We start from the raw sequence: 21990 nt of genomic DNA on the forward strand, positions 1-21990 counted from the left end.
AATGATTCAGTATCAATCAGAAAAAAAGTTAATACGTGAATATTTTGAAGCAATAGAAAACTCTGCCCCCGAAAATATTGCCCAAGTGCTGGCCAGCTATGTAAGCGATGATTATTCCTGGCAAGGCGTTTATCCATTTCGTCAACAACAAGGAGCACAAGCAGTTGCTGAAGTATTTTGGATTCCTCTTATGAAGGCTTTTTCACGTATGCAACGCCGTGAAGATATTTTTATTGCCGGCAATAATAAATATGGCAACGGCGAAGTGTGGGTGATGAGTATGGGAAACTTTATGGGCTTGTTTGACCAAGATATTCTTGGTATTCCTCATACTCGCCGACTTGCCAACCTTCGTTATGCCGAGTTTAATTGTGTTGAGAACGGGGTGATAACACGCAGTGGGTTGTTTGTGGATCTCATTGGCCTAATGATGATTGCTGGTGTTAATCCTTTGCCGCCATCTACTGGCACTTTTTTTAATTATCCAGGTCCACGTACACATGACGGGTTATTGTTTGATGATGCTCCCACAGAGCAGTCTAGTGAGACTCTGGATTTGCTAGATCGTATGATAGATGATTTATCGGCACTCAATGACAGCGGTTCAATGGGCTGTTCGGTGGATATTTTAAAGTCTACTTGGTCTGAAGATATGTTGTGGTATGGTCCTGCAGGTGTCGGCGCCACATATACTATTGAGCGTTACCAAGAGCAACATCAGTTGCCTTTTCGAGAAAACCTAGAAGATAAGAAGTTTCATGGCCACGAGTGTCGTTTTGCTGAAGGAAACTACGCTTGCTTTTTTGGTTGGCCGAATCTATCCAATTCACCTATTGGTGGTTGGTTAGGTCTCCCTGGTGGTTCGAAAAATGCCGAGATGCAAGTAGTCGATGTTTATCGACGAGAAGGGGATAAGCTAGTGGAGAACTGGATATTTATAGATATTCCCTATTGGTTGAGCCAACAGGGACTAGACGTTTTTGCCAGAAGTTCGAGTATTTTTAAGCGCAATAGCACAAGCAACTAATACACTTCAAGTCGCTACTCTTAGCCAGCGATTTAGGGCTTTATTTGTTAGCTCTGGTTGTTCAAGTGTAGGCAAATGACCGGCTCTAGGGATGACGACCAGCTCGGAGTGAGAGATTAAATTATGCATAATTTGGTGTTTTTCGACATTACATAGCCTATCACTTTCTCCACATAAGATAAGAGTTGGTACTTTTATGTGGCGTAATGTTTCCCTCTGGTCAGGACGTTTAGCTAGTGCTCGTGACTGTTGCTCAAAAACTTTTGGCCCAAGAGATTCGGCCATACTCATACATAAATCCAAAATGTGATCGCGATTTTCTCCTTCGGCAAGATAATTGGGTTTCATCTCCTCACGCATAATTGTTTTTAAGTGTCCTTGGCGAGCTTGTTGAATTTGCCTCTCTCTAATTGCTATGCGCTCAGGAGGGTCGGGCAAATGATTTGTGTCCATTAAAGCTAAGCGAGATACTCTTCCCGGTGCCTGACGGATAATTTCCATGGCAACAATGCCACCCATTGATAGTCCCGCGAGCGCAAAAGTAGGGGGAGCATTTGCTAGAATATTTTCGGCTAATGCTTCAATACTTGCTCTACCAGTAATCGCCGCTACCGTGACTGGTTGCTGCGCTGAAAGTGCTACATACTGTGGTGTAAATAAACGGCCGTCGCACATCATGCCCGGCAATAAAATAATAGGTTCCTTCATTTAACTACAATCTTAATTCATCTTGATGAAAATACTTCTCGGTAATATAACAATAAAAACCGCACTAAATAGACCAAACTAATGAATATAAATCAAAATTTAATTGACACATATACCAATAAAATTATTAACCCAAGACCTCTGTGCCACTTTTGTTCAAACGGAGTCTCCTTTGGTTTGTTTGAAGTCAGATTAATTTTTTCGAAAATTTCCTCTAAACTGCTAATATAGATCGTTATGGCATCCCCATCAGCAGGTAAAGCCCTTCTAGTACTTAGCATCTGAGCAGTTATATTAACATCCATCACTCACTTGGAGTATAGGAGACTTAGCCTATTCATATGGCTTAAATACAGGTTCTATATATTCGATAGTGAGATAGTCCGTACTTGATAAAAGTGTCTTGGATTTAACAAATCAAATTATACACACAGCGCAGCTGGTTTACCTTAACAGACAGCATTTACAAACTGGCTCAAAAACCAATTCATTACTGGTTGTAATATTAATTTTTTAAACACCTTTAAAGCTGCCTATTGGATTGATCTAACGTTATTTCAAATCAACTGACTTCTCTAAGCTTAGATCGATTTAAACAAGTAAACATGTAATGATCGATTGATTGCCTGTCCGAATAGACGTTTCTTAACACGTTAGCGTATCTTTATTATCTTCAAATTGATATGAGCATCTCGTATGACCCAACATTATAATAAGATGAAGATGTTATGGTAGTGATAAGTGTTTTATGTGGTTTTTCTAGTTATCTGCGAGATTTTGATTCAACCAGTGACAGGTTGGCCTTAAAATTTGGGTAAGAAAGTCTTACGTAGACTAATTTTTCAATGTGGCAAGAAATGTGATTTTGTTTCGCAACCATTTGTGTGCTGGATCATTCACGCGATCTCGATGATAAATCATAAATATGGGTATTTTATCGAGATTATATGGTAATTCATATATGCTGATTGCTAGCTGTTTTTCAAAGTGCTTTGCAAGTCGTTTTGGCAGTGTACAAATCATGTCCGAATTCGCGACTAACGGAGCGAAGCTGATCAGATTTGAAACTGACATTACAATATTTCGGTTTATATGTTTTCTGCCGAGTAAAATCTCGGTATGGCTTCCTCTATGGCCTCTCGGGTGCATCGAGAGTTGAGGCAGAGAGTTATATAAATCAATTGTAAGACCATTTCTTAATTCAGCATGGTCTTTGGCCGCAACCACGACCAGCTCTTCTTCGAAAAAAGGTTCTTCAATAAAATCTTTACCTTGAAGAGAAAGGTAATCTAAGGCGATGTCTAATTCTCCAGATCTCAATTTCTCAGCTGTGGTGGCATCGCTCTCAGGAAATATGTCCAACACTACATTCGGAGCTTCAGTGCGAAAATTACCGATAAGCCTCGGTAGAAGTGCAAATTCAGCATAGCTGTTTACTGCAATAGAAAAGTGGTTCTTCGCTGTTTTGCTTTCAAACACATCTTGATCAAGAAGCTGGTTTTGGATAATTTCGAGTGCTTGTTTTATTGGTTGCTTTAATGCTCGAGCCTTCCTAGTGGGTTTCATTCCTTTAGGTGCACGAACGAAAAGTTCGTCGTCAAAAAAATCTCTCAAGCGAGCGAGTGCATTACTAACAGCTGGCTGGCTAAGGTGAAGCTTCTCGGCTGCTCGAGTTAGATGCTCCTCTTCCGCGAGCGCGTTAAATACTACCAGGAGGTTAAGATCAACATTTCTTAAGTCTTTCATCTTTATCTCGCCCAGCTAAAGTTGTTAGCATCACCATTGTCAATGACTGTTATTTTAATAATCCATTGGATGAATGACTGTGTCAATAATAGCATATATGGACGGTCTGAAAATGAAGTCAAATAATATTTGACTGACATATAAAACGTTGGGAGATTAAAAGTGGAAACGATAATTGTCTCATCATTCTTTTTGCTTTGCGTTATTTACGAATTCATGACGGGTAACTACCGCAAAGGCATACTAAATGTTACAGATTTAAAAATGGCGGCAATATGTGCTGTGGGTATAACGCTCATACAACGCCCTATAGTTATGGTGATGATCTTCACAATAGCAGGCGTTTTCTTAGCTCCTTATCAGGGCGTTCTAGCTCATCTTGAGCAAGAATACTTTTGGTGGAGCCTGCTGGCGTTTGTAATGCTTGAAGAATATTTTCATGGGCTCGGTCACTGGCTAGCTCATAGCCGGACTCCAAAATTAAAAATATTGCGACCCTTACATAAAATATTCCGAACTGCACATCGCCCACACCACCTTATTGGTAATGATGATGAAAAAGCTCAAATGACCGTTGGCCAGACCTTCGTTGAAGGTTGGATGTATTGGTTTGTCATGCCAAATGTTTGGTTCAGTTTTATCGCTCTTTACCTTGGTTTAGCAGAAATTTTCATATATGGAGTAATTATTAAAGGATTATGGGCGTTACACGTCCATACCAACTGGCATTATGATTTATACCTTTTAAATCATTCTAATCCGTTAGTTAGAAAAATATTTCATGGGTTAGCACATGTATTTACATTCCCAACAACTCATCATCATCATCATAGCCGAGGTCCTAACTCGGCCAAGAACCTACATAACTTTCTTTCTTTATATGACTGGCTTATTTACCGGACGCTGAAAATAGAAACGGAAGCACCTAAACGTTATGGTTGGCGTCAAAAAGAACAGGAAAAGAATTCTGCATTCTACCGATTTACTAGGACTTACGACCAATAAATCTTATTTTTTAAAACAGAGTAATCTGATACTTAATTATACGGCTGATTTAAAAATCATTCTGCACAGGGGACCGCAATGAAAAAATTGCAATGTATTATTTGTGGCTGGATTTATGACGAAGCCGAAGGGGCACCGCAAGATGGTTTATCACCTGGTACAAAGTGGGATGATATCCCAGATGATTGGGAGTGCCCTGACTGTGGAGTAGGTAAAAGTGACTTTGAGGTGATCGAAATCTAGAGGTTGAGTATGTTAGACCGTTTTATAACACATTTTGATTTAGTGATAATCGGTTCCGGTTTAGCTGGATGCACGCTCTCAAGAGAATAGACTGTCTTTTAAGGCTGTGCTCTCTAGTTTGGATATCTGATTTCCTTAAGCTTAGAAATCAGATATCGCTCTCTACGTTAACTTTCAATGGCAATATCGCAAAATTAATTTTTTCTCGCTTTATAATTACAACATGAAGTTCAACACTAGCACTGATGTTATCGAGTTTGACCTAAGACACATACTATGGAGCATATGTTTAGTAGTTTTTTTATTACAGTAATCAGGATATGGAATCTAAGCCACTAGGAACAGATATTGATCCTATATTTCTCGCTTTATTAAATTCTCGAACACGTGCGAAGACATCCACACCAATTTGCTGGTATAGGTCGAGTAAATCCACAAGCACCCAATTCTCTCGAATCACTCCATTTTCTACTCGCCAAAAATCTAAACTTCGTAATAATACTTCTTTGCCGGCAGGTGCAATACCCATCCATCCATCGTGAGATAATGTTAGTCTCATATTAGGCCACCCGGTTTCACACACATAATTACCTTCAGCTACCCAATGAGACATTAAGTTACCCATTGCATCTAATTTACGATCAGGCATTGCGCGTAAGAATGGAATTTGATGCCAGTTTCTAAAGCCTGCAATACCTCGATTACTGCCGATACCGGTGGGGCCATACCAGTTACATCGCGGATGCCAATATTTTTCCAATTGCATGATGCTTGGGTCGGGATTAGCCGGGTGACGACATAAGTCTTCTAGCATCGCAATTACATGTTTGTAAGTTTTTTGACCATCGCCTGATATCTGCAAGCCGTCGCATGTCATAGGCGCTGGAGTGCACAGGAAGGAGCCCAGTTGAGGTGCCATCGGCCAACTCTTTGCTTGCACCATTAACTCTGGTAAATCCCAAATAGCCTGCATCTCGACTACTTTCCCAGATTCAATACGGAAAAATTCATGATAGCGCATGTGAGAGAGATGCCCTGTAGGAGGAATATCTAACAACGGTGATAGAAATGTCCCCATATAGTTGCCCATGCACGCAACCCATTGTGAGCCTTCCGGTGTCTCACCTGCAAGCATTATCATATCTCTGCGCTCAAGATCGGGCATGGCTTTACTAAGTGGCGTAAGGCATGTATCCATAAAAGCATCTGCCCCTTTTAAAGGGCCAAAAGGATGGCACATCTTTATATCCGCGTCTGGAGCTAGTATTGCATGAAGAGCATGATGCACTTCGTCAGCTATGTAGCTTTGTGTTGCCAGACGGTATGGAAGCAGTAATGCTTTTAAATCTGTTGGGTTCATGAGATATGTCCGTGATGTTTAAAGTGAGCTCTTCATGTTTGCACTGTATTTCATACAAGAATGCATTCGAAGTCATCGGCGGGCTGAATGAGCTTGCCGGCATAAGTTAGGCATGGCTACCCCAACTTTATTTAAAATTATCTAGTAGGGTATTGGCGCCCTGTTTAATGAAGCCATGTTCTGAATTGAGGAGAAAGAGACTTACTCCTTGTTCTTGCCAAAAAGGAATATCATTCATATCACCAACAAAAATACCCACCGCTCGATTAGCCGACTTCGCTGCTTTGCAAATATGTTTAGCGGCATTAATCACCGGCTCATCTTTTAGGGATCGACAGCCGAGAGATACTGTTAAGTCCGCCATTCCGATAAACAGGCCATCTATCCCTTCTACCTGAGCAATCTCATCAATAACTTCTAGTGCTGCTAAGTCTTCTATCTGGGCAATAACAGTATTTTCGTTTTTATTGTGCTCTATATTTTCTTCAATATTCCGACCTGTATAAAGCGCCGCTCGAGTGGAGCCTGCATAACCTCGGCCACCATCACCATAGCGAGATATCTTAGCCAGTGTTTTGGCTTTTTCCACACTGTCGATATGAGGTACTAATATGCCAGTTGCTCCGCAGTCAAGTGCATTGAGTATTTGTTCTGGTGCGCCTGAGGCAGGTCTAACGATCGAAGGTTTTTGTTCTGATCTGAATGCGAGTATGCAGGCGTCTATATCTTTGCGGTCAAATGGCGAGTGCTCAGCATCGAGGCAGACTATATCAAGATTTGTTTTCGCTAGTACTTCAGAAATCATCATGGCTGGAGTTTTCTGAAATGTGCCTACTAATAATTGCTTTTCTAATAAACGCTGGCGAAAGTTGTTGTGAATAGAGGCCATACTCTTCTCGAATAAAAATTAACTATTATTAATTCAACAAGGCGCTACGCCCTGCTATTAGCTTACCTGCGAATAGACGCTTCTCAGCCGGTGACTCAGGGTTTTCGATGCGTTCTATTAGCATATTAACTGCCGCCTCCACCATGTGTTCCACCGGTTGAACAACGGTGGTGACTTCATAACTCGCCCAGCGTGCTTGTGAAACACCGTCAAAGCCGACAACAGCTACTTGCTCGGGTACTTTCATATTGTATTCATGGCGTAGTGCATCGATACAACCAATTGCCATCGTGTCATTAGCACATACAATCGCATCGGGTTCGAAGGTTTTATTTTCGAACATCTCACGTATTAACTCGCGTGCACTTTGGTAACTGTAATCGCCTGATAGCTGTAAAACACTGACATCCCCTTCGTTCAGTGTGTTGATTGCTCCACGTGTACGCGCGGTGCTAACTGCTGACTCTTTGGGGCCACTCATTACGACGAAAGATTTGCGTTTGTCCTTTAATAAACTTTCAACCAGTTGTCGTTCGCCTTCTTCATGATCGCAACAAACGGAGTTAATTGAGCTATCAGCATATACTGAGTTATAAAATACCAACGGCGTGCCGCGTTCAAAGCAAGCTTTTATTTGCTTATCGGTAAATTGCGTTGCCGCAATAATTCCATCTACTTGATATTGCCATACCTGATCGAGGACGTTATCAATATTTTCCTTGCTGCCGAAGGTAAACAGCAAAATATGTATACCTTTTTGTCCCAGGATCTTATTGAGTTGGGATAGAACTTCTGGGTAATTTAAATTGGTTAACTCGGTAATAATAACGGCGACAATATTCGATCTGCGGGTAATTAATCCCCTAGCTATAGCATTAGGTTGATAGCCTAGTTTTTTTGCAGCTGCCTCTACTTTTGCTCGAGTTTTAGCAGAGACACTGCCTCCTGGTTTAAAACATCTCGATACTGCAGATTGAGAAACGCCCGCCATTCGCGAAACATCGTAAGAGGTAGAGCGTTTTTTGCGCGAATTTCGCGATGTTGTTAATACGGTTTTGCGTTTATTATCAGGCGTCTTTTTTTCCATAGCGTTCCACGCGAATGTCTGCTTGAGCTTTATGCCCCATAAAGCCTTCAACTGCGCAGAGTCGAGAACAATATTCGCCAATATGCACGGAGGCTTTTTCGGTAAGGCGTTGATAAGTGCATGTTTTGATGAACTTGCCAACCCATAGACCGCCAGTATAACGCGCCGCTTTCTTGGTGGGTAGCGTATGGTTAGTGCCAACCACCTTGTCGCCGTATGAGACGTTAGTTTCCGGCCCTAGGAATAATGCACCGTAATTTGTCATGTTGTTTAAGAAGAATTCTGGGTCTTTTGTCATGACTTGTACGTGTTCGGATGCGATTTCATCGGCTACGCAGACCATTTCTTCATAGGTGTCACAAACAATAATTTGACCGTAATCACGCCATGCTGCACCTGCTATTTCTGCTGTTTCAAGGGTCTTGAGTTGCTCTTCGATGGCAGCCACAGTCGCTTCAGCTAACGCCTGTGAGTTTGTGAGCAATATGGCTGGAGAATTTGGCCCATGCTCAGCTTGGCCGAGTAGGTCTGTCGCACAAAGCTCACCGTCTACAGAGTCGTCGGCAATCACTAGCGTCTCTGTTGGGCCGGCAAACAGATCAATTCCGACGCGACCAAATAGTTGTCGCTTAGATTCGGCAACAAAAGCATTACCTGGTCCCACTAGCATATCTACCGGCGCGATAGTTTCAGTACCTATCGCCATGGCGCCTACAGCTTGAATTCCGCCTAGGCAGTAGATTTCATCTGCACCAGCCATATCCATTGCTACAACAATTGCCGGGTTAGGTTCGCCCTGAAACGGGGGGGCACATGCAATAACGCGCTTCACGCCCGCAACCTTGGCTGTAACAATGCTCATATGGGCTGAAGCCACGAGAGGGTATTTGCCCCCTGGCACATAACATCCTGCGCTATTTACAGGAATATTTTTATGCCCCAGCACAACACCAGGAAGCGTTTCTACTTCAATGTCTTTAAGAGCATCTTTTTGCTTTTGCGCAAAGTTTCTAACTTGTTCTTGCGCGAATCGGATATCTTCAATAACTGCCTTATCCAAGCGATCATAGCAGGCGGCTATATGTTCTTTACTCAAACGTAGGCCGCTTTTCCAGTTATCAAACTTTTGCGCATATTCTCGAACGGCCTTATCGCCACGCTTCTCTATATCGGCAAGAGTAGTTTCTACGATTTCACGGACTTTGGCATCATTATCTGCAGCAACTTCTGTATCGATACCTTCTTTTAATTTTCTTATCATAATAAAAACCTGGTTAGTCGCTTGTTTGAGGCGTTGAATATTTTGCCGATTCAGAATTAGCTTAAGTAAAAATGACTTCGAATGCAATAATATTCTTTAAGATGCCTACCTTCAGTGATATATTAAGCAATAAATGTCGAAAAAAAGCGTAAATAAGAAATGGTTTCGAATTCAAAAATATCGGGTTATTCCACGACTCTTTTGAGTGGTAAGCTGGCTTTGGTTACTGGTGCAGGTAAAGGAATCGGGCGCACTTGTGCTGAAGCTTTGGTCAAAACCGGCGCATCTGTTATCGCCGTCGCGCGAACTGAAGCGGATCTACTAGAGTTAGCTGGCGACTTAGGTGATAAGCTTATTCCCTGGGTGGAAGATGTGACTAGCGATGCTTTTCTAAGCCGCCTTGAGGCGCGTAAAGATATTGATATCCTTATTAACAACGTTGGCAGTAATCAGCCTGAGCCTTTTATAGAAATTGAGCGTAGCACCTATGATCGTATAGTGGATATGAACCTGGGGAGCGTATTCCGTGCTACTCAAGTTGTTGTGCGCAATTTGTTGCAAGCCGATAAAGCAGGAAGTATTGTTAATATATCGTCTCAAATGGGACATGTGGGCTCTCCTAAACGAACGCTTTACTGCGCGACTAAACATGCAATTGAAGGGTTCACTAAGGCTTTGGCTGTGGAACTTGCGCAAAGCAACATCAGAATTAACTCTGTTGCGCCAACATTCGTAGAAACAGCTCTGACAAAGCCAATGTTAGAGAACCCCGAGTTTGCCAATTTTGTGATGTCCAAGATTCCTATGAATAAGTTAGCATCCACAGATGATGTTGCTGCTGCCGTTATATATTTAGCTTCAGAATTATCTTCCATGGTAACAGGAACAAGTGTGTTAGTTGATGGGGGGTGGGTGGCCCATTAATAACCCCGGTCTGATTAATCAAACCGAGGTTATTGTGTGAGACTTTTTCAGGCCATTTGTCAGACCAAGAAGTTAAGATCTTTCGATTGGTTTATTTTGGGATTGCCTCTGGCAGTGATCATCTTATTGAAATAATCAGGCACTGTAATTTCTTATTGCAGCAGGAGTATATTGCTTCTAATAAATATCATTCATTCTTGCTCTAAAATTATCGTAAATCCTTCTCAAAACTGCGGGATTACCCATGCCTGTGGCAGTACTGTCGTTAGCTTCAATGATACGTCGAAGCCCACCATCAAAACCTAAAACAGAATCTAATAAATACAATGTCGACAATGAGTCTGCAAACCTCAAACTATTTGCACTATTGCGACTATTTGTCTGACAGTTTTGCCAATTAGCTAATCGTTCCGATGAAAAGTTTCCCCGTGTCGATTGAAGTAAGCCACGAAGACCACGATCTGATGTAGGTACTTTATCTGTGAGATCATCCATAATATTTTCTGTTCTACCGATAACCCCGTTATCGTTGTAGAGCACTGGATTGACTGCACAAGTATTTCCTAAGTAAAGTCGACGGAATGCGTCGGTTGGGTTGCCGCGATCCATCAAAATAATGTTTTCAGAAAACAATGTTCCGCCGGTATCTTTGAATTTTTTGATATAACGCCATGCGTTCACATCACCGCTTCTATTTGAAGAACCTATTGCAACTATTCTTAGGTTATTTCGTTGGGCTTCGGTCATGTAGTGGACTGCAGCTGCAACATCGGTCATTGGCCCCCAAACTAAAATGTTTAAAAGGCATTCGGGGCTGGCATTAGTTGCCTCGTTAATGATCTTAATGGTGGACGAATTTGAGTTGTTGGGCTCGGGGTTAACTTGTTCATCAACACCTGTATAGAGAATGCTATTTAGATAATTTGGTGTTGGAAATTCATTTCCAAAAGCACTGGTAAGAAAATGAGTTTGGTAGTCAAATTGATAATGGCTAATAGCAGAAGCTAAACTCGTAGCAGTGCCCTCGGCAGATGCCACAATTGCCCTTGTATCAAAATGGTTACTATAAGCTAAATAATGCGTTAAATCCTGAGGCTCATTTGCATCAGAAGTAGTAGGCACAATCCCAAAATCTGTGGATACTATAACTTTAGGCTTATTGCATTGGGGCTCATTTACTTGGATCAAATACTTTTTGTATTTTACAAATTTAACCTCAGCGTTTGTATAGGCACTTGTAAAAATAAAGATCAATAAAATACTAAAAATCAGTTTGTTCACATGAAAATACCAGTCAAAGGGTAATAATTAAAATACTAGTGAGATCTCAGAAATTAAGACCACATTAGTAGCTAATATTCAGTTTGATGATTAACGCCCATTAAATTTTTGAAGATTAAAATTAATACTGATGAGCTACTATCGACTAAAAAGACGAACGGATCTAAGTACGCAGCCTGGAGCATGCTCATCTCTACGAAGGACTATATCTGCATTAGAAAAGTATGCGGCTAGTAAAAGAGCATAGTTTTCTTCGAATGCTACATTGCTATCATTCATAATAACATTGGTACTAGTTGAGTGTTCGTTGTTAGGGTTGCAGTTCCAGAAATTGACTGCTGAGGGTGCTGTCACAAAGAGTTGGCGTGCTCCTGAACCACCATAGACCCACATAGCTTTAACTAAGTCTTTTGCCGGCCCTCTACATGTGTGATGGTTTATACAATTAACAGCAGCATATGCATCAGACAAAAAAGCACAGGTAAATACAAACACAAGAATAAATCTACTTAAAGAAATCATTAGTGACACCCTTATGATAAAAAATAGTTAAAAACAACTAACAAACAAAATTTGATTAAGTTAAAATGAAATAATTTTTCAAAATAGAGCAATTATAATAAATTATTAAAGAAATAAATTATTAAAAAAGTTACTTGAAAAGCATGTTATCTATTTAGTTTTTATTTTTAATACCACTAACAAAATGCTTTTATTCGAATACAGTTAAAATTGGCTAATCCGTAAAGTTGTTAGCGAAAAACACAATCAGGAAGTAAACATACATTCACTATGTATTAATTTGCAAGTAAGAAATATCGTATATTGTTATTTTTTTTATTTTCCAATAATAATCGGCGCGTAAAATATCCATTAAGAATATGTTTGGTTGCATACTTTTTTCAATGGCGCGTCTTTAAATAGAAAGGTAGTGGCGGTTAAGCAGAAAATTATATGTATAAAAATATCTAAATGTTGTTAGATGGCGAAAGTATATATTTGATCAAATATTAGTAGAGACTGTGAAGTAGGCTTTACTTATTTATTGTTAAAACTTGCTTTTAGTGTAGGCGTTTAAGCTCTGCCTATTAAGACCAGCTATATTTTATTGTTGACGCCCAGCACAACACCATCCTAATAAATGTGTAGTACTGGGTAAGAAAAACTCAAACATTTACCAACGTTTAATTAGATTCTCTCGACCGCTAGGGCAACACCCATTCCGCCACCGATGCAAAGTGTTGCTAGGCCTTTGTTAGCTTCGCGTTTTAACATCTCATGGATAAGTGTGACCAGAACGCGGCAGCCTGATGCACCTATTGGGTGGCCAAGTGCGATTGCTCCACCGTTAACATTTACCTTTGACGCGTCCCATTCTAGGCCTTTATTGACGGAAATGGCTTGTGCGGCAAATGCTTCGTTAGCTTCTATTAAATCTAGATCGTCAACACTCCAGCCTGCTTTAGTGAGACATTTTTGAGTGGCAGGTATCGGGCCTGTTCCCATGATTGCAGGATCTACTCCGGCACTGGCATATGCGGCGATTTTAACTAAGGGGGTCAGACCTAGTTCTTTAGCTTTTTCTGCACTCATCATAACAACAGCCGCTGCGCCGTCGTTGAGTCCTGATGCGTTACCGGCGCTAACAGTTCCTTCTTTATCGAAAGCTGCGCGTAACTTACCTAGAGTTTCTGCGCTGGTTCCATGTTTTGGAAACTCATCGACAGAAAAGATAATGGGGTCTTTTTTGCGTTGAGGAATGGAGACAGGAATGATCTCGTCATCGAAGCGTCCCGCTTTTTGTGCTGCTTCCGCTTTTTGCTGAGATAGTGCGGCAAATTCATCTTGCTCCTCTCGGCTGATATCAAACTTCTTAGCAATATTTTCCGCTGTGATCCCCATATGGTAACCATTAAAAGCGTCGGTCAAACCATCTTTGATCATAGTGTCTACCAGCGTCCAATCACCCATTTTTGAACCCTTGCGGCTTCCTGGTAATACATGCGCTGCCTGACTCATACTTTCCTGTCCACCGGCAATAACCACATCTGCATCGCCTAAAAGAATAGCCTGTGTGGCCAGATGTACGGCTTTTAGGCCTGAGCCACATACCTTACTGACGCCCATGGCTGGTGTAGTATCGGGTAGGCCGGCATTAATGGAAGCAATACGAACGGGGTTTTGGCCGCACCCAGCATTGAGCACCTGTCCAAATATTACTTCGTCTACAGTTTCTGCTGGGATACCGGTTTTCTCTAGCAAGCTTTTAATCACTGTGGTGCCCAGCTGGTCGGCAGATAAAGTTGATAATGTGCCACCGAAGTTACCAATTGGTGTACGCCCTGCTGCTACAATAACGACTTCTCTATTGCTCATATTCGCTCCGAATAGTTAGGAAATAGCTTCTAAGTATACTGTTTTGTGGATGCCACCCATAAAAAGACGTGCCAATTATAGACGCTGTATATGACAGCTGCGCCCCTTGTTTAATTTTTTAGTCTATATATTCAATGGCCCGTACAACTTTTTTGACACCGCGTGTGCGTCTCACCACTTCGGTAATTTTATCCGTTTGGACTTTGGTTAGTAGGCCCATCAAATACACAATATTATCTTCAACAATTATTTTGACTCTTTTTGAATTAATATCTGAGTTAAACAACAGTTTTGTTTTAATCCTTGAATGAATCCAATTGTCGTTAGTGCGAGATAAAAACGTTGTTTTAGGGCCAATAGTAAGTTCGTTATATACTTGTCTAATTCTATTAACGTCCCGAGCAGTCTTGCCTGCTAGCTCTCGCATTTCGTTCGAGGGGACTTCACCAGTTAATAAAATTACCGAGTTATAGCTATATACGTTGATGTGGGCTTTATCCAGTTGTGGATGAGCTTTTTTAAGGTTGACTGCTACGATAGTTTTTAGACGGCCATCATCAACATATTCGCCAAGGCTGCGTTTGCTCGGGTCGATCTGTATCGGGCCGGTGGTGGTAGCATCGATGACGGCAACACAACCTGATAGACCCAATAAAGTAAGCAGATAAAATGTAATTAGGTAAGGTTTTATCGCGGTCATGACTTATTCTATTCCAAATAACTTGTTATCAATGAGGTCACACAAACAGAAGATAGTGAGTAGGTGGATTTCATGGATTCTTCTGCGAGAATTAATCGATGCGCAAATCTCCATATCTTGCGAGTCTAAAAGTGAGGTAATGTCACCGCCATCTCTCCCTGTTATTGCCACCACTGAAATATTTCTATCGTGGGCGGCGGCAACGGCTTGCACTAAATTGGCGGAATTACCACTAGTACTAATAATGATCAGAACATCTCCTTCCTGGCCCAGTGCCCGCACTGGTTTAGCAAAGACGTCGTTATAGGTGGAGTCCGATGCAATCGCGGTATAGGTGGAAATATTACTACCCAACCATATAGCAGGTAATCCGGGGCGTTCTTTTTCGAAGCGGTCCAGCAGGCAAGAAGAAAAAATTTGTGCAATAGCGGCTGAGGCTCCATTGCCGCATATCAATATTTTCTTTTCGTTAAGCAGCGCATCTACTATTTTATCGCTAGCGGCATTGATAATCGGGGCTAGCTCTTCTCCCACCTGCATCTTAGCTTCGACGCTTTGCTGAAATAAGTTGTAAACTCTTTGTGACATAAAGTATCTCTAATAGCTAAATAAGCTGCTTCGTTCAATACGCGACCGTATAATAGTCGAGATTACCAGAGGCAAAACAATATTGCATCGTATCTTAGATAGCCTGCTTACATTCATAGACCCACTAAAAAGCATTTTTTATCCACGAAATATTGTCGTTATCTATGGCGACCACATCAAAACGTAATGCTTGCAATTCACCAATTTTGTTCGTCAGCATGTAGTTTTGTGCTGTCGTGCGGATTTTATTCTGTTTGCTAGCGGTAATGGTTTCAGCGGCTGTTCCATGAGTAGAATGTTTGCGATAACGTACTTCTACGAAGACCAAGACTTCGCCATCTTCCATAATTAGATCAATTTCCCCTGCGCGGCAGCTATAATTTTTCGTGATATACCTCAAACTATGCTGTTTGAGGTATTTTAACGCAGTAGCTTCAGCGCGTTGGCCTGATGATAGGCCGTTTTTTTTAAAGCGATTAAAAATCATCTTCTGGAGAAAAAGTCACCATTGGCGTGGCAATGCCCTTAACAAATTGCGCCCAAACTTGTTCGCGCTTAATCCTTTGCTGCTCATCTAGACGCAGTTTCCCAGTGGTACCATAAAAGTGGGCTTGTTTTATCAGCTTAAGCTGGCGTAGGCGAGGATGTATGTGATATGCGTCTACCCCTAATGCATAAAAGAACTGGTAGTTTGTTGATTGACTGCTTTGTGTAATCGCTTTTTTCTCGGGTGATTCGCTATCAAAAAACCAGGGTAGGGTAGTAAATCTTATCTGGTTGAGATCCTTGTCCCTTTTCGGGTCATTCTGGCCATTGAAAATGTCTTTAATTGCATAGACAGGGATGCCGCCAGCATAGTGAAAAGCCAAGGTTGGCTTTAGTTGTCGCGCTTGAGAGGCCTGACTGTACAAGAAGATAAAGTCAATGTCCTTTCTTCTGCGCGGTTCAAAATTTATTGATTTGCCAATAATGGAGCGCACCTGCTTTTTTCTATTTTCGCTATCTTGAACCTTTACCGCATTTTTAATGAGGTTGGAATAGCCACTTTGGCTGTTGTAACGGTAGTCGTTGATAATTTCGCCCCCAAGTTCTAGCCAGCGTTCACTAAAACTCTTTACGCTTCTATCACCGTTACTGGTTCTTGATGAGAGTATCATGGCTCGGCGATGCCCGTCGCGCCACGCCTGTTCCGCCACCTGCTCTACTTCATCTTCCAGTGGGAGGCCAAACTGAAACAGGCCTTCTATCATTTCGTTGTTTTCGGCTAGTCTATTGAGTGCTAGGGTTGGAATAGGCAGCGCTTCTCGCTGTGCTAGCTGGGCAATTTTACTTTGTTCCAGTGGGCCGATAATTAACTCGGCTCCTTGTAGGGTGGCTTCGTCATAAATCTCATTGATATCTGCACTGGTAGTATCGTAAACACGCAAGTCCGGCAAGATATTGCTTTGGTTTGCAGCTTCATAATAAGCCGCCATAATGCCATCGCGAATGGCGGCAGATACAGCCTCGAAACGGCCACTAAAGGGCAGCAAAATAGCTATTTGCCCTGGCTGATCATTTTCCAACTGTTGCAATAGTTGTAAATCACCTGGTAATCGGAGACTGGCTGGGTGCTCTGGCCAGTTGAGCATCCAACTTTCAACGGCACTAATTTGGTTGCGCAAATTGGTTTGGTTATCTTTACTCAATCTTGCCAATGTATACCAACCTTTTGCTAGCATTTCACTTTGTATTTGGCTTTCTAGTTTGAGGTCAGTAAAAGGCAATTCCATTAGGGTTTGCCATAATTGGTCTTGGTTATCTTGGCTTTCTTCGCTGCCTTCTTCTAACAATAGATGCAAGGCAATACGTTCTTTAATACTAGCGCGATACTCCGCCAGGCTTCTTAGTAGTTGTGCGCGTATTTCATGAAGCTTGATTTTTTCTTCATCGGCAGCTTGGGCTGCGATATTGTTCAGTCGCGCTTGCCATAGCACGCGTTTTGCTAAACCAGCATTGCCTTGCGCAATGGCGATTGTTGCCGCTAAAACGCTATAGCGTATATATTGATCACTAGGAACCTTGTTTTCATATAACTGGGCAAGCGTGTTGCGTGCCCAGTCGATCTCGTTGGCATCCAATAGGGCCTGAGTCACATTCATATATATAAATGCGCGTTCGTCATCGCTTTGTTGATCGGCGTTATCAAGTAGCTGAGTAATGTTCTCAAGGGACACTTCAATATCTTCCCCTTGCCCACTAGTTGATGTGATCGGAGGGTTGCTGCCGCAACTACTAAGTAAAACTATTAAAAAAATATAAGTACCTGCGTGACCAATACTTTTAACAATCTTTTGCATGGGGAAATAACAACTCTCTATGTGTGCTGCTTGTCTGTTAGCCGTTTAGACTGGTTTGTAATCGCTTTTGCTGTTACCTGCGTTTCTAAACAGATATTTTCTCGGTCTTGGTTATTTATCTGCCGGGAGAATAACAATTGCGTTAGAATTGACAAAAATAACTGGCAGCAATATACCAAATGAATAAGCAATGCGCGCTATATATTGTCGCAACTCCCATCGGAAATTTATCAGATATATCGCAACGAGCAATTGAAGTGCTTCGCAATGTTTCAGTTGCTGCAGCCGAAGATACTCGCCATAGTGCGAAGTTGTTGCACTTTCACGATATTTCTACACCTCTTATTTCTTACCATGATCACGGTGGCGCTTTGCAGGTGGAGCGTATTTTGAGGCGCTTGCACGACGGCGAGTCGGTGGCATTAATTTCTGATGCCGGCACGCCACTTATTTCAGACCCGGGTTATCGAGTTGTTAGCGCGGTGCGCGAAGAGGGGTTTGACGTCATTCCTATTCCTGGTGCCTGTGCATTAATTGCAGCGCTTTGTGCATCAGGCTTACCCTCCGACCGTTTTATTTTTGAAGGCTTTGCTCCCGCAAAAAAAACAGCGCGCCTTGGCCACTTTGAGTCTTTAAAGGATGAATCAAGGACGTTAATTTTTTACGAATCAACTCATCGTATATGTGACTCGCTTGCTGATATGGCTTTAGCCTTTGGCGAAGAACGCCGTTGTGTTATTGCCAGGGAGATAACTAAGTCTTATGAGACCTTTTTATCAGGAACACTTGGCAAGATAATCGCTATCTTGCAAGAAGACATGAATCAGCGCAAAGGCGAGTTTGTGGTGATGCTGGAGGGCAAAGCGAAGGAGTCTGCTGCTGAAGATATTAGTGATGAAGCAAAGCATACGATGACTATTTTGCTTGAAGAACTGCCTGTAAAACAGGCCGCTGCGCTTGCCGCTAAACTCACCGGTGGTAAGAAGAATAAACTTTACCAATGGGCCTTAGATAATAAAAAAGACAGTTAAGCCGGATAGATACCGCCTAAGATGACGCTTTCAGAGGCTCCCGTTACACTAGGCAGATTGCCCTGCTGGGAGTGTAATGTTTGCTTCGCTAACCATGCGATTAACCCTGCTTCGACCCAGTCAGGATTAAAGCCGAGTGCTTCAGTGGAGGCGACTTTGCAATCTGGTAAGAGAGCTTGCAGGTTCGACATTAGATATATGTTGTGGGCTCCGCCGCCGCAAACATAGACACCCTGGGGGTGATGTCTGCTTACTTCGTTAGCAATTGATTGGGCAGTGAGTTGGCAAAGTGTTGCTTGAACATCTTCTGGAGGAACATGCTCATAGCCTTTTAAATAGTGCTCTAATGCCTCTAAGTGAAAGTCTTCTCGCCCTGTGCTTTTAGGGAAATCTTTTTTAAAGTACTCATGGCTTAGGAGCGATGATAGTAATTCGTTGTGCACTTGCCCAGTTGCAGCCCAGTTGCCACCTTTATCGTAGACTTGACCTTTAGTTTTGTGAATCCAGGCATCCATTAATACATTTCCCGGTCCAGTATCATAGCCAAGTGTTTGTTTGCTATCGTCTGCAAGCACGCTGATGTTGGCGATGCCACCAATATTAATCACACAGCGGCGCTCGTTCGGGCTATGAAAAAAAGCTTGGTGGAATGCTGGCGCTAATGGTGCTCCTTGGCCTCCAACAGCTAGGTCTCTCTGCCGAAAGTCGGCGACTGTGGTGATTTTGGTCTCTTGCGCTATGACACTAGGGTTGCCTACTTGTAATGAAAAAGGGTACTCGCCTGCAGGTCGATGACGGATTGTTTGGCCATGGCTACCAATAGCTTTTACGTCGCTAGAGTCTATATTCGCTAGCTGCAACAAATCCCAGACTGTGCGCGCAAATGATCGTCCGAGAGCGATGTCGAGTTTCCCTGCTCGATCTATTTCATTAGTACCTGGTTGAGTTAAGGCGACAATTTCTTGTTTCTCAGTATGGTCAAATGGGCGGTGATGGTGGGCAATCATAACCACTTGCCCTGCTTGAAAGTCAAATAAGGCGGCATCTATGCCGTCAGTACTTGTGCCAGACATAAGACCAATATATAGCCCTTGATCCTTCTCACCTTGCATATGTTTAGAGGCTCTTGGTAGATTTTTCAGAATCGGCAGTTGCGTATTGTGTCGGTGAGTAGACATCATTTAGCTGAGCCGTCAGGTTTCGTGTCTGTAATAGAAACCGTGTTAGTTCATTGGGGCTAATAGATTTTGCTTTTGGTAGACGGCCTACGATAGTGCGGGGGTTGCGATGCACGCCATTCATAAGGAATTCATAGTGTAAGTGAGGGCCAGTGGCTAACCCTGTCGATCCTACTGTACCTATCTTTTGCTTTTGCTTAACTCGCTGACCTTTTTTAACGTGCCGTTTATGCAAGTGTAAATACTTTGTCTGAATACTATTGCCATGTTGAATGACAACATAATTACCATTGGCTTTACTGTAACCTGAAGCTATTACTCGTCCATTACCTGAAGACCATACGGGAGTGCCAGTATTAGCTGCGTAATCGATCCCTCTGTGTGGCCGACGCGTTTTTAATACTGGATGTAAGCGTCTTGGGTTGAAGTTGGAGCTGATACGGCGAAAATCTACAGGGGCGCGCAAGAATTCTTTGCGCATGCTGTCACCTTCTGGCGTAAAGTAGCCAGATTTTCCTTTAGCATCAGTGTAGCGAACTGCTTGAAACTTTGTCCCTTGGTTCACAAACTCAGCAGCAATGATATTGCCATTGCCAATTTTTTCACCGTCCAAGAACTTCTCTTCATATACCACTTTAAAGTAGTCGCCTTTACGAATGTCTAACGCAAAATCCACATCCCAGCCGAAAATGTCTGCCAACTCCATGATTAACTTGTCGTCTAGGTGAGAATCTATGCCTGCCGTATATAAAGACTGCGTAATAAAAGCAGAGCCGTGAGCCATGCGAATGTCAGGTGTACGGGTATTGGTTTGAAATTCAAAACCTTGCTCGCCTTTACTGAAGGTAAAGCTGTTGAGTCGATCAATAACATAGTTTAAGCGTTGTAATTTGTTATCGCTATCGAGACTGAATTCTAATTGGTGACCAGGATAAAGTGATGCTAGGCGCTTGCTTTCAGGATGTGCACTTAAAAACTCCATCATGCTGCGATCATTGAGCCCGGCGCGTTTAAATATTCGTGATAAATTGTCTCCCGATTTCACGGTGACTTTGTTTACGTGCAAATCTGCTACGGGAGCAGAAGGTGTTGTATGCTCGACAGCGATTTCAGGTCTGTCGATAGTGAAATTGGGAATATCAATAGTTTGGATATTGCGTGTAGCTTCAGCTTCTTCACTTGGCAAAGCTAGAAAGCCAAGTAAGCATAGGCTTAGACCAGAAACTGCCAAAATATGACCATTTGGGAAATAAGCAAAAGGGCCTTTACTTAATACTTTCTTTGATTTTTCAATGACTTTCATTAACTTGCTCAAGCATTATCTCAATTTACATCACAAACTCTAAGTTTATAACAGAAAAAGAGTGAAATTTCATCTTCGAATACGCTTAGAATTTTCTTATTTTAATCAGCCGTTCTTAAAGGTTTGTTTTTACTAAGCTTTTCGGTATCTTTGTCCGCTAATTTTTTTACCTATTTAATAACAAACAGGGGGTTAAAAGCGTGAGCTTATCGGAGTGTGACCTATTATCTGATTTACGTGCGCGGGGTTTAGTCGCACAGACAACTAGCGATGAGTCGCTCGGTGAATACTTGTCGGAAGGGGCGCGCACTTTATATTGTGGTTTTGACCCTACCGCTGATAGTTTGCATATTGGTAGTTTAGTCCCTTTACTTACCTTAAAACGTTTTCAAATGGCAGGTCATAAACCCTTAGCGTTGGTGGGCGGTGCTACAGGCTTAATCGGCGATCCGAGTTTTAAAGCTGCAGAACGAAAGTTAAACACAGCTGATGTTGTTGCCGACTGGGTGGAGAAGCTCAAAGTGCAAATATCTCGTTTTGTTGATTTCGGTGATGACGATAATGCCGCGCAGATGGTTAACAACCTTGACTGGACAGAAAACCTCAACGTTTTAGATTTCCTGCGCGATGTCGGTAAGCACTTTTCTGTCAATAATATGGTGCAAAAGGAGTCCGTGAAGCAGCGCATTGAGCGCGAAGGCTCAGGTATATCATTTACTGAGTTTACTTACATGCTTTTGCAATCTTATGATTTTGCTGAGCTTTACAACAAGTTTAACTGTACATTGCAAATCGGTGGCTCGGATCAATGGGGCAATATAACTGGAGGTATCGACCTTGCTCGTCGCATGTACGGTGGGCAGGTTTACGGTTTGACTCTGCCGCTGGTGACAAAATCTGACGGCACAAAATTTGGTAAAACAGAGAGCGGAACTATCTGGTTA

General features: G+C 42.2%; 21 protein-coding genes (1 of these 21 only partly in view). 6 read left to right on the forward strand and 15 right to left on the reverse strand.

Annotated elements, in window-relative coordinates:
* The first annotated feature begins 1 nt into the window (after window position 1).
* Window positions 2-1027 (forward strand): nuclear transport factor 2 family protein, encoded by a 1026-nt coding sequence (locus BVC89_RS04155; RefSeq protein ID WP_086929995.1) that lies wholly within the window; start codon window positions 2-4, stop codon window positions 1025-1027.
* Window positions 1028-1033: 6 nt separating this feature from the next.
* Here BVC89_RS04155 and BVC89_RS04160 read toward each other — a convergent pair whose 3' ends face one another.
* Both BVC89_RS04160 and BVC89_RS04170 read right to left on the reverse strand, forming a co-directional pair.
* On the reverse strand, window positions 1034-1735 hold the full coding sequence (locus tag BVC89_RS04160) for an alpha/beta fold hydrolase (RefSeq protein WP_086929996.1): 702 nt from the start codon (window positions 1733-1735) through the stop codon (window positions 1034-1036).
* An 834-nt stretch (window positions 1736-2569) separates the two neighbouring features.
* On the reverse strand, window positions 2570-3481 hold the full coding sequence (locus BVC89_RS04170) for a LysR substrate-binding domain-containing protein (protein WP_086929998.1): 912 nt from the start codon (window positions 3479-3481) through the stop codon (window positions 2570-2572).
* A 162-nt stretch (window positions 3482-3643) separates the two neighbouring features.
* Between BVC89_RS04170 and BVC89_RS04175 the strand changes: the two genes are divergently transcribed.
* Complete coding sequence (locus BVC89_RS04175) at window positions 3644-4486, forward strand: hypothetical protein (RefSeq protein WP_086929999.1); 843 nt, start codon at window positions 3644-3646, stop codon at window positions 4484-4486.
* Between the two features lie 78 nt (window positions 4487-4564).
* Window positions 4565-4729: a rubredoxin gene (locus BVC89_RS04180; protein ID WP_086930000.1), complete on the forward strand. Its 165-nt coding sequence runs from the start codon at window positions 4565-4567 to the stop codon at window positions 4727-4729.
* A gap of 313 nt (window positions 4730-5042) precedes the next feature.
* Here the strand turns inward: BVC89_RS04180 and BVC89_RS04185 are convergent, their stop codons facing one another.
* From BVC89_RS04185 to hisD, 4 genes are all read right to left on the reverse strand, one after another.
* A complete protein-coding gene (locus BVC89_RS04185) occupies window positions 5043-6089 on the reverse strand; it encodes an ester cyclase (RefSeq protein WP_086930001.1) in 1047 nt (348 codons plus the stop codon).
* 127 nt (window positions 6090-6216) lie between these two features.
* On the reverse strand, window positions 6217-6978 hold the full coding sequence (locus tag BVC89_RS04190; RefSeq protein ID WP_086930002.1) for an HpcH/HpaI aldolase family protein: 762 nt from the start codon (window positions 6976-6978) through the stop codon (window positions 6217-6219).
* Window positions 6979-7006: 28 nt separating this feature from the next.
* The gene (locus BVC89_RS04195) at window positions 7007-8065 is read right to left on the reverse strand and encodes a LacI family DNA-binding transcriptional regulator (RefSeq protein WP_086930003.1); all 1059 of its coding nucleotides are present in this window, start codon (window positions 8063-8065) and stop codon (window positions 7007-7009) included.
* Window positions 8046-9326 (reverse strand): histidinol dehydrogenase, encoded by a 1281-nt coding sequence (gene hisD / locus BVC89_RS04200; protein WP_086930004.1) that lies wholly within the window; start codon window positions 9324-9326, stop codon window positions 8046-8048. Before hisD ends, BVC89_RS04195 begins: the two co-directional genes overlap by 20 nt.
* Window positions 9327-9485: 159 nt before the next feature.
* Here hisD and BVC89_RS04205 point away from each other — a divergent pair, with 159 nt between their 5' ends.
* Window positions 9486-10250, forward strand: a complete 765-nt coding sequence (locus BVC89_RS04205) for an SDR family NAD(P)-dependent oxidoreductase (RefSeq protein WP_173780725.1) — start codon at window positions 9486-9488, stop codon at window positions 10248-10250.
* 177 nt (window positions 10251-10427) lie between these two features.
* On the opposite strand, the gene BVC89_RS04210 is transcribed toward BVC89_RS04205, so the two are convergent.
* The 7 genes from BVC89_RS04210 to BVC89_RS04240 all read right to left on the reverse strand — a co-directional run bounded on the left by BVC89_RS04210 (window position 10428) and on the right by BVC89_RS04240 (window position 17534).
* Window positions 10428-11531, reverse strand: a complete 1104-nt coding sequence (locus BVC89_RS04210; RefSeq protein ID WP_086930005.1) for a nucleoside hydrolase-like domain-containing protein — start codon at window positions 11529-11531, stop codon at window positions 10428-10430.
* 138 nt (window positions 11532-11669) lie between these two features.
* Complete coding sequence (locus BVC89_RS04215; RefSeq protein ID WP_086930006.1) at window positions 11670-12053, reverse strand: hypothetical protein; 384 nt, start codon at window positions 12051-12053, stop codon at window positions 11670-11672.
* A gap of 666 nt (window positions 12054-12719) precedes the next feature.
* Window positions 12720-13907, reverse strand: a complete 1188-nt coding sequence (locus BVC89_RS04220; RefSeq protein WP_086930007.1) for an acetyl-CoA C-acetyltransferase — start codon at window positions 13905-13907, stop codon at window positions 12720-12722.
* A gap of 118 nt (window positions 13908-14025) precedes the next feature.
* A complete protein-coding gene (locus BVC89_RS04225; RefSeq protein ID WP_086930008.1) occupies window positions 14026-14607 on the reverse strand; it encodes a BON domain-containing protein in 582 nt (193 codons plus the stop codon).
* A 3-nt stretch (window positions 14608-14610) separates the two neighbouring features.
* Complete coding sequence (locus BVC89_RS04230; RefSeq protein WP_086930009.1) at window positions 14611-15195, reverse strand: D-sedoheptulose-7-phosphate isomerase; 585 nt, start codon at window positions 15193-15195, stop codon at window positions 14611-14613.
* Between the two features lie 124 nt (window positions 15196-15319).
* Window positions 15320-15682 (reverse strand): YraN family protein, encoded by a 363-nt coding sequence (locus BVC89_RS04235; protein WP_086930010.1) that lies wholly within the window; start codon window positions 15680-15682, stop codon window positions 15320-15322.
* Window positions 15672-17534: a penicillin-binding protein activator gene (locus tag BVC89_RS04240; RefSeq protein WP_086930011.1), complete on the reverse strand. Its 1863-nt coding sequence runs from the start codon at window positions 17532-17534 to the stop codon at window positions 15672-15674. The genes BVC89_RS04235 and BVC89_RS04240 overlap by 11 nt, the downstream gene beginning before the upstream one ends.
* 179 nt (window positions 17535-17713) lie before the next feature.
* Between BVC89_RS04240 and rsmI the strand changes: the two genes are divergently transcribed.
* Window positions 17714-18565 carry a 16S rRNA (cytidine(1402)-2'-O)-methyltransferase gene (rsmI, locus tag BVC89_RS04245; RefSeq protein ID WP_086930012.1) on the forward strand — a complete coding sequence of 284 codons (852 nt, stop codon included), beginning with the start codon at window positions 17714-17716 and terminating at the stop codon, window positions 18563-18565.
* On the opposite strand, the gene BVC89_RS04250 is transcribed toward rsmI, so the two are convergent.
* Window positions 18562-19746, reverse strand: a complete 1185-nt coding sequence (locus BVC89_RS04250; protein WP_342752214.1) for an anhydro-N-acetylmuramic acid kinase — start codon at window positions 19744-19746, stop codon at window positions 18562-18564. The genes rsmI and BVC89_RS04250 overlap by 4 nt on opposite strands.
* Window positions 19682-21046, reverse strand: a complete 1365-nt coding sequence (locus BVC89_RS04255) for a peptidoglycan DD-metalloendopeptidase family protein (protein ID WP_086930014.1) — start codon at window positions 21044-21046, stop codon at window positions 19682-19684. The genes BVC89_RS04250 and BVC89_RS04255 overlap by 65 nt, the downstream gene beginning before the upstream one ends.
* 200 nt (window positions 21047-21246) lie before the next feature.
* Here BVC89_RS04255 and tyrS point away from each other — a divergent pair, with 200 nt between their 5' ends.
* Window positions 21247-21990 carry the 5' portion of a tyrosine--tRNA ligase gene (gene tyrS, locus BVC89_RS04260; protein WP_086930015.1) on the forward strand. Its footprint extends 564 nt past the window's final position, so only the first 744 of its 1308 coding nucleotides appear in the window; its start codon is at window positions 21247-21249; the stop codon falls past the right edge of the window.

This window comes from Agarilytica rhodophyticola, assembly GCF_002157225.2.
GTDB classification, from domain to species: Bacteria; Pseudomonadota; Gammaproteobacteria; order Pseudomonadales; family Cellvibrionaceae; genus Agarilytica; species Agarilytica rhodophyticola.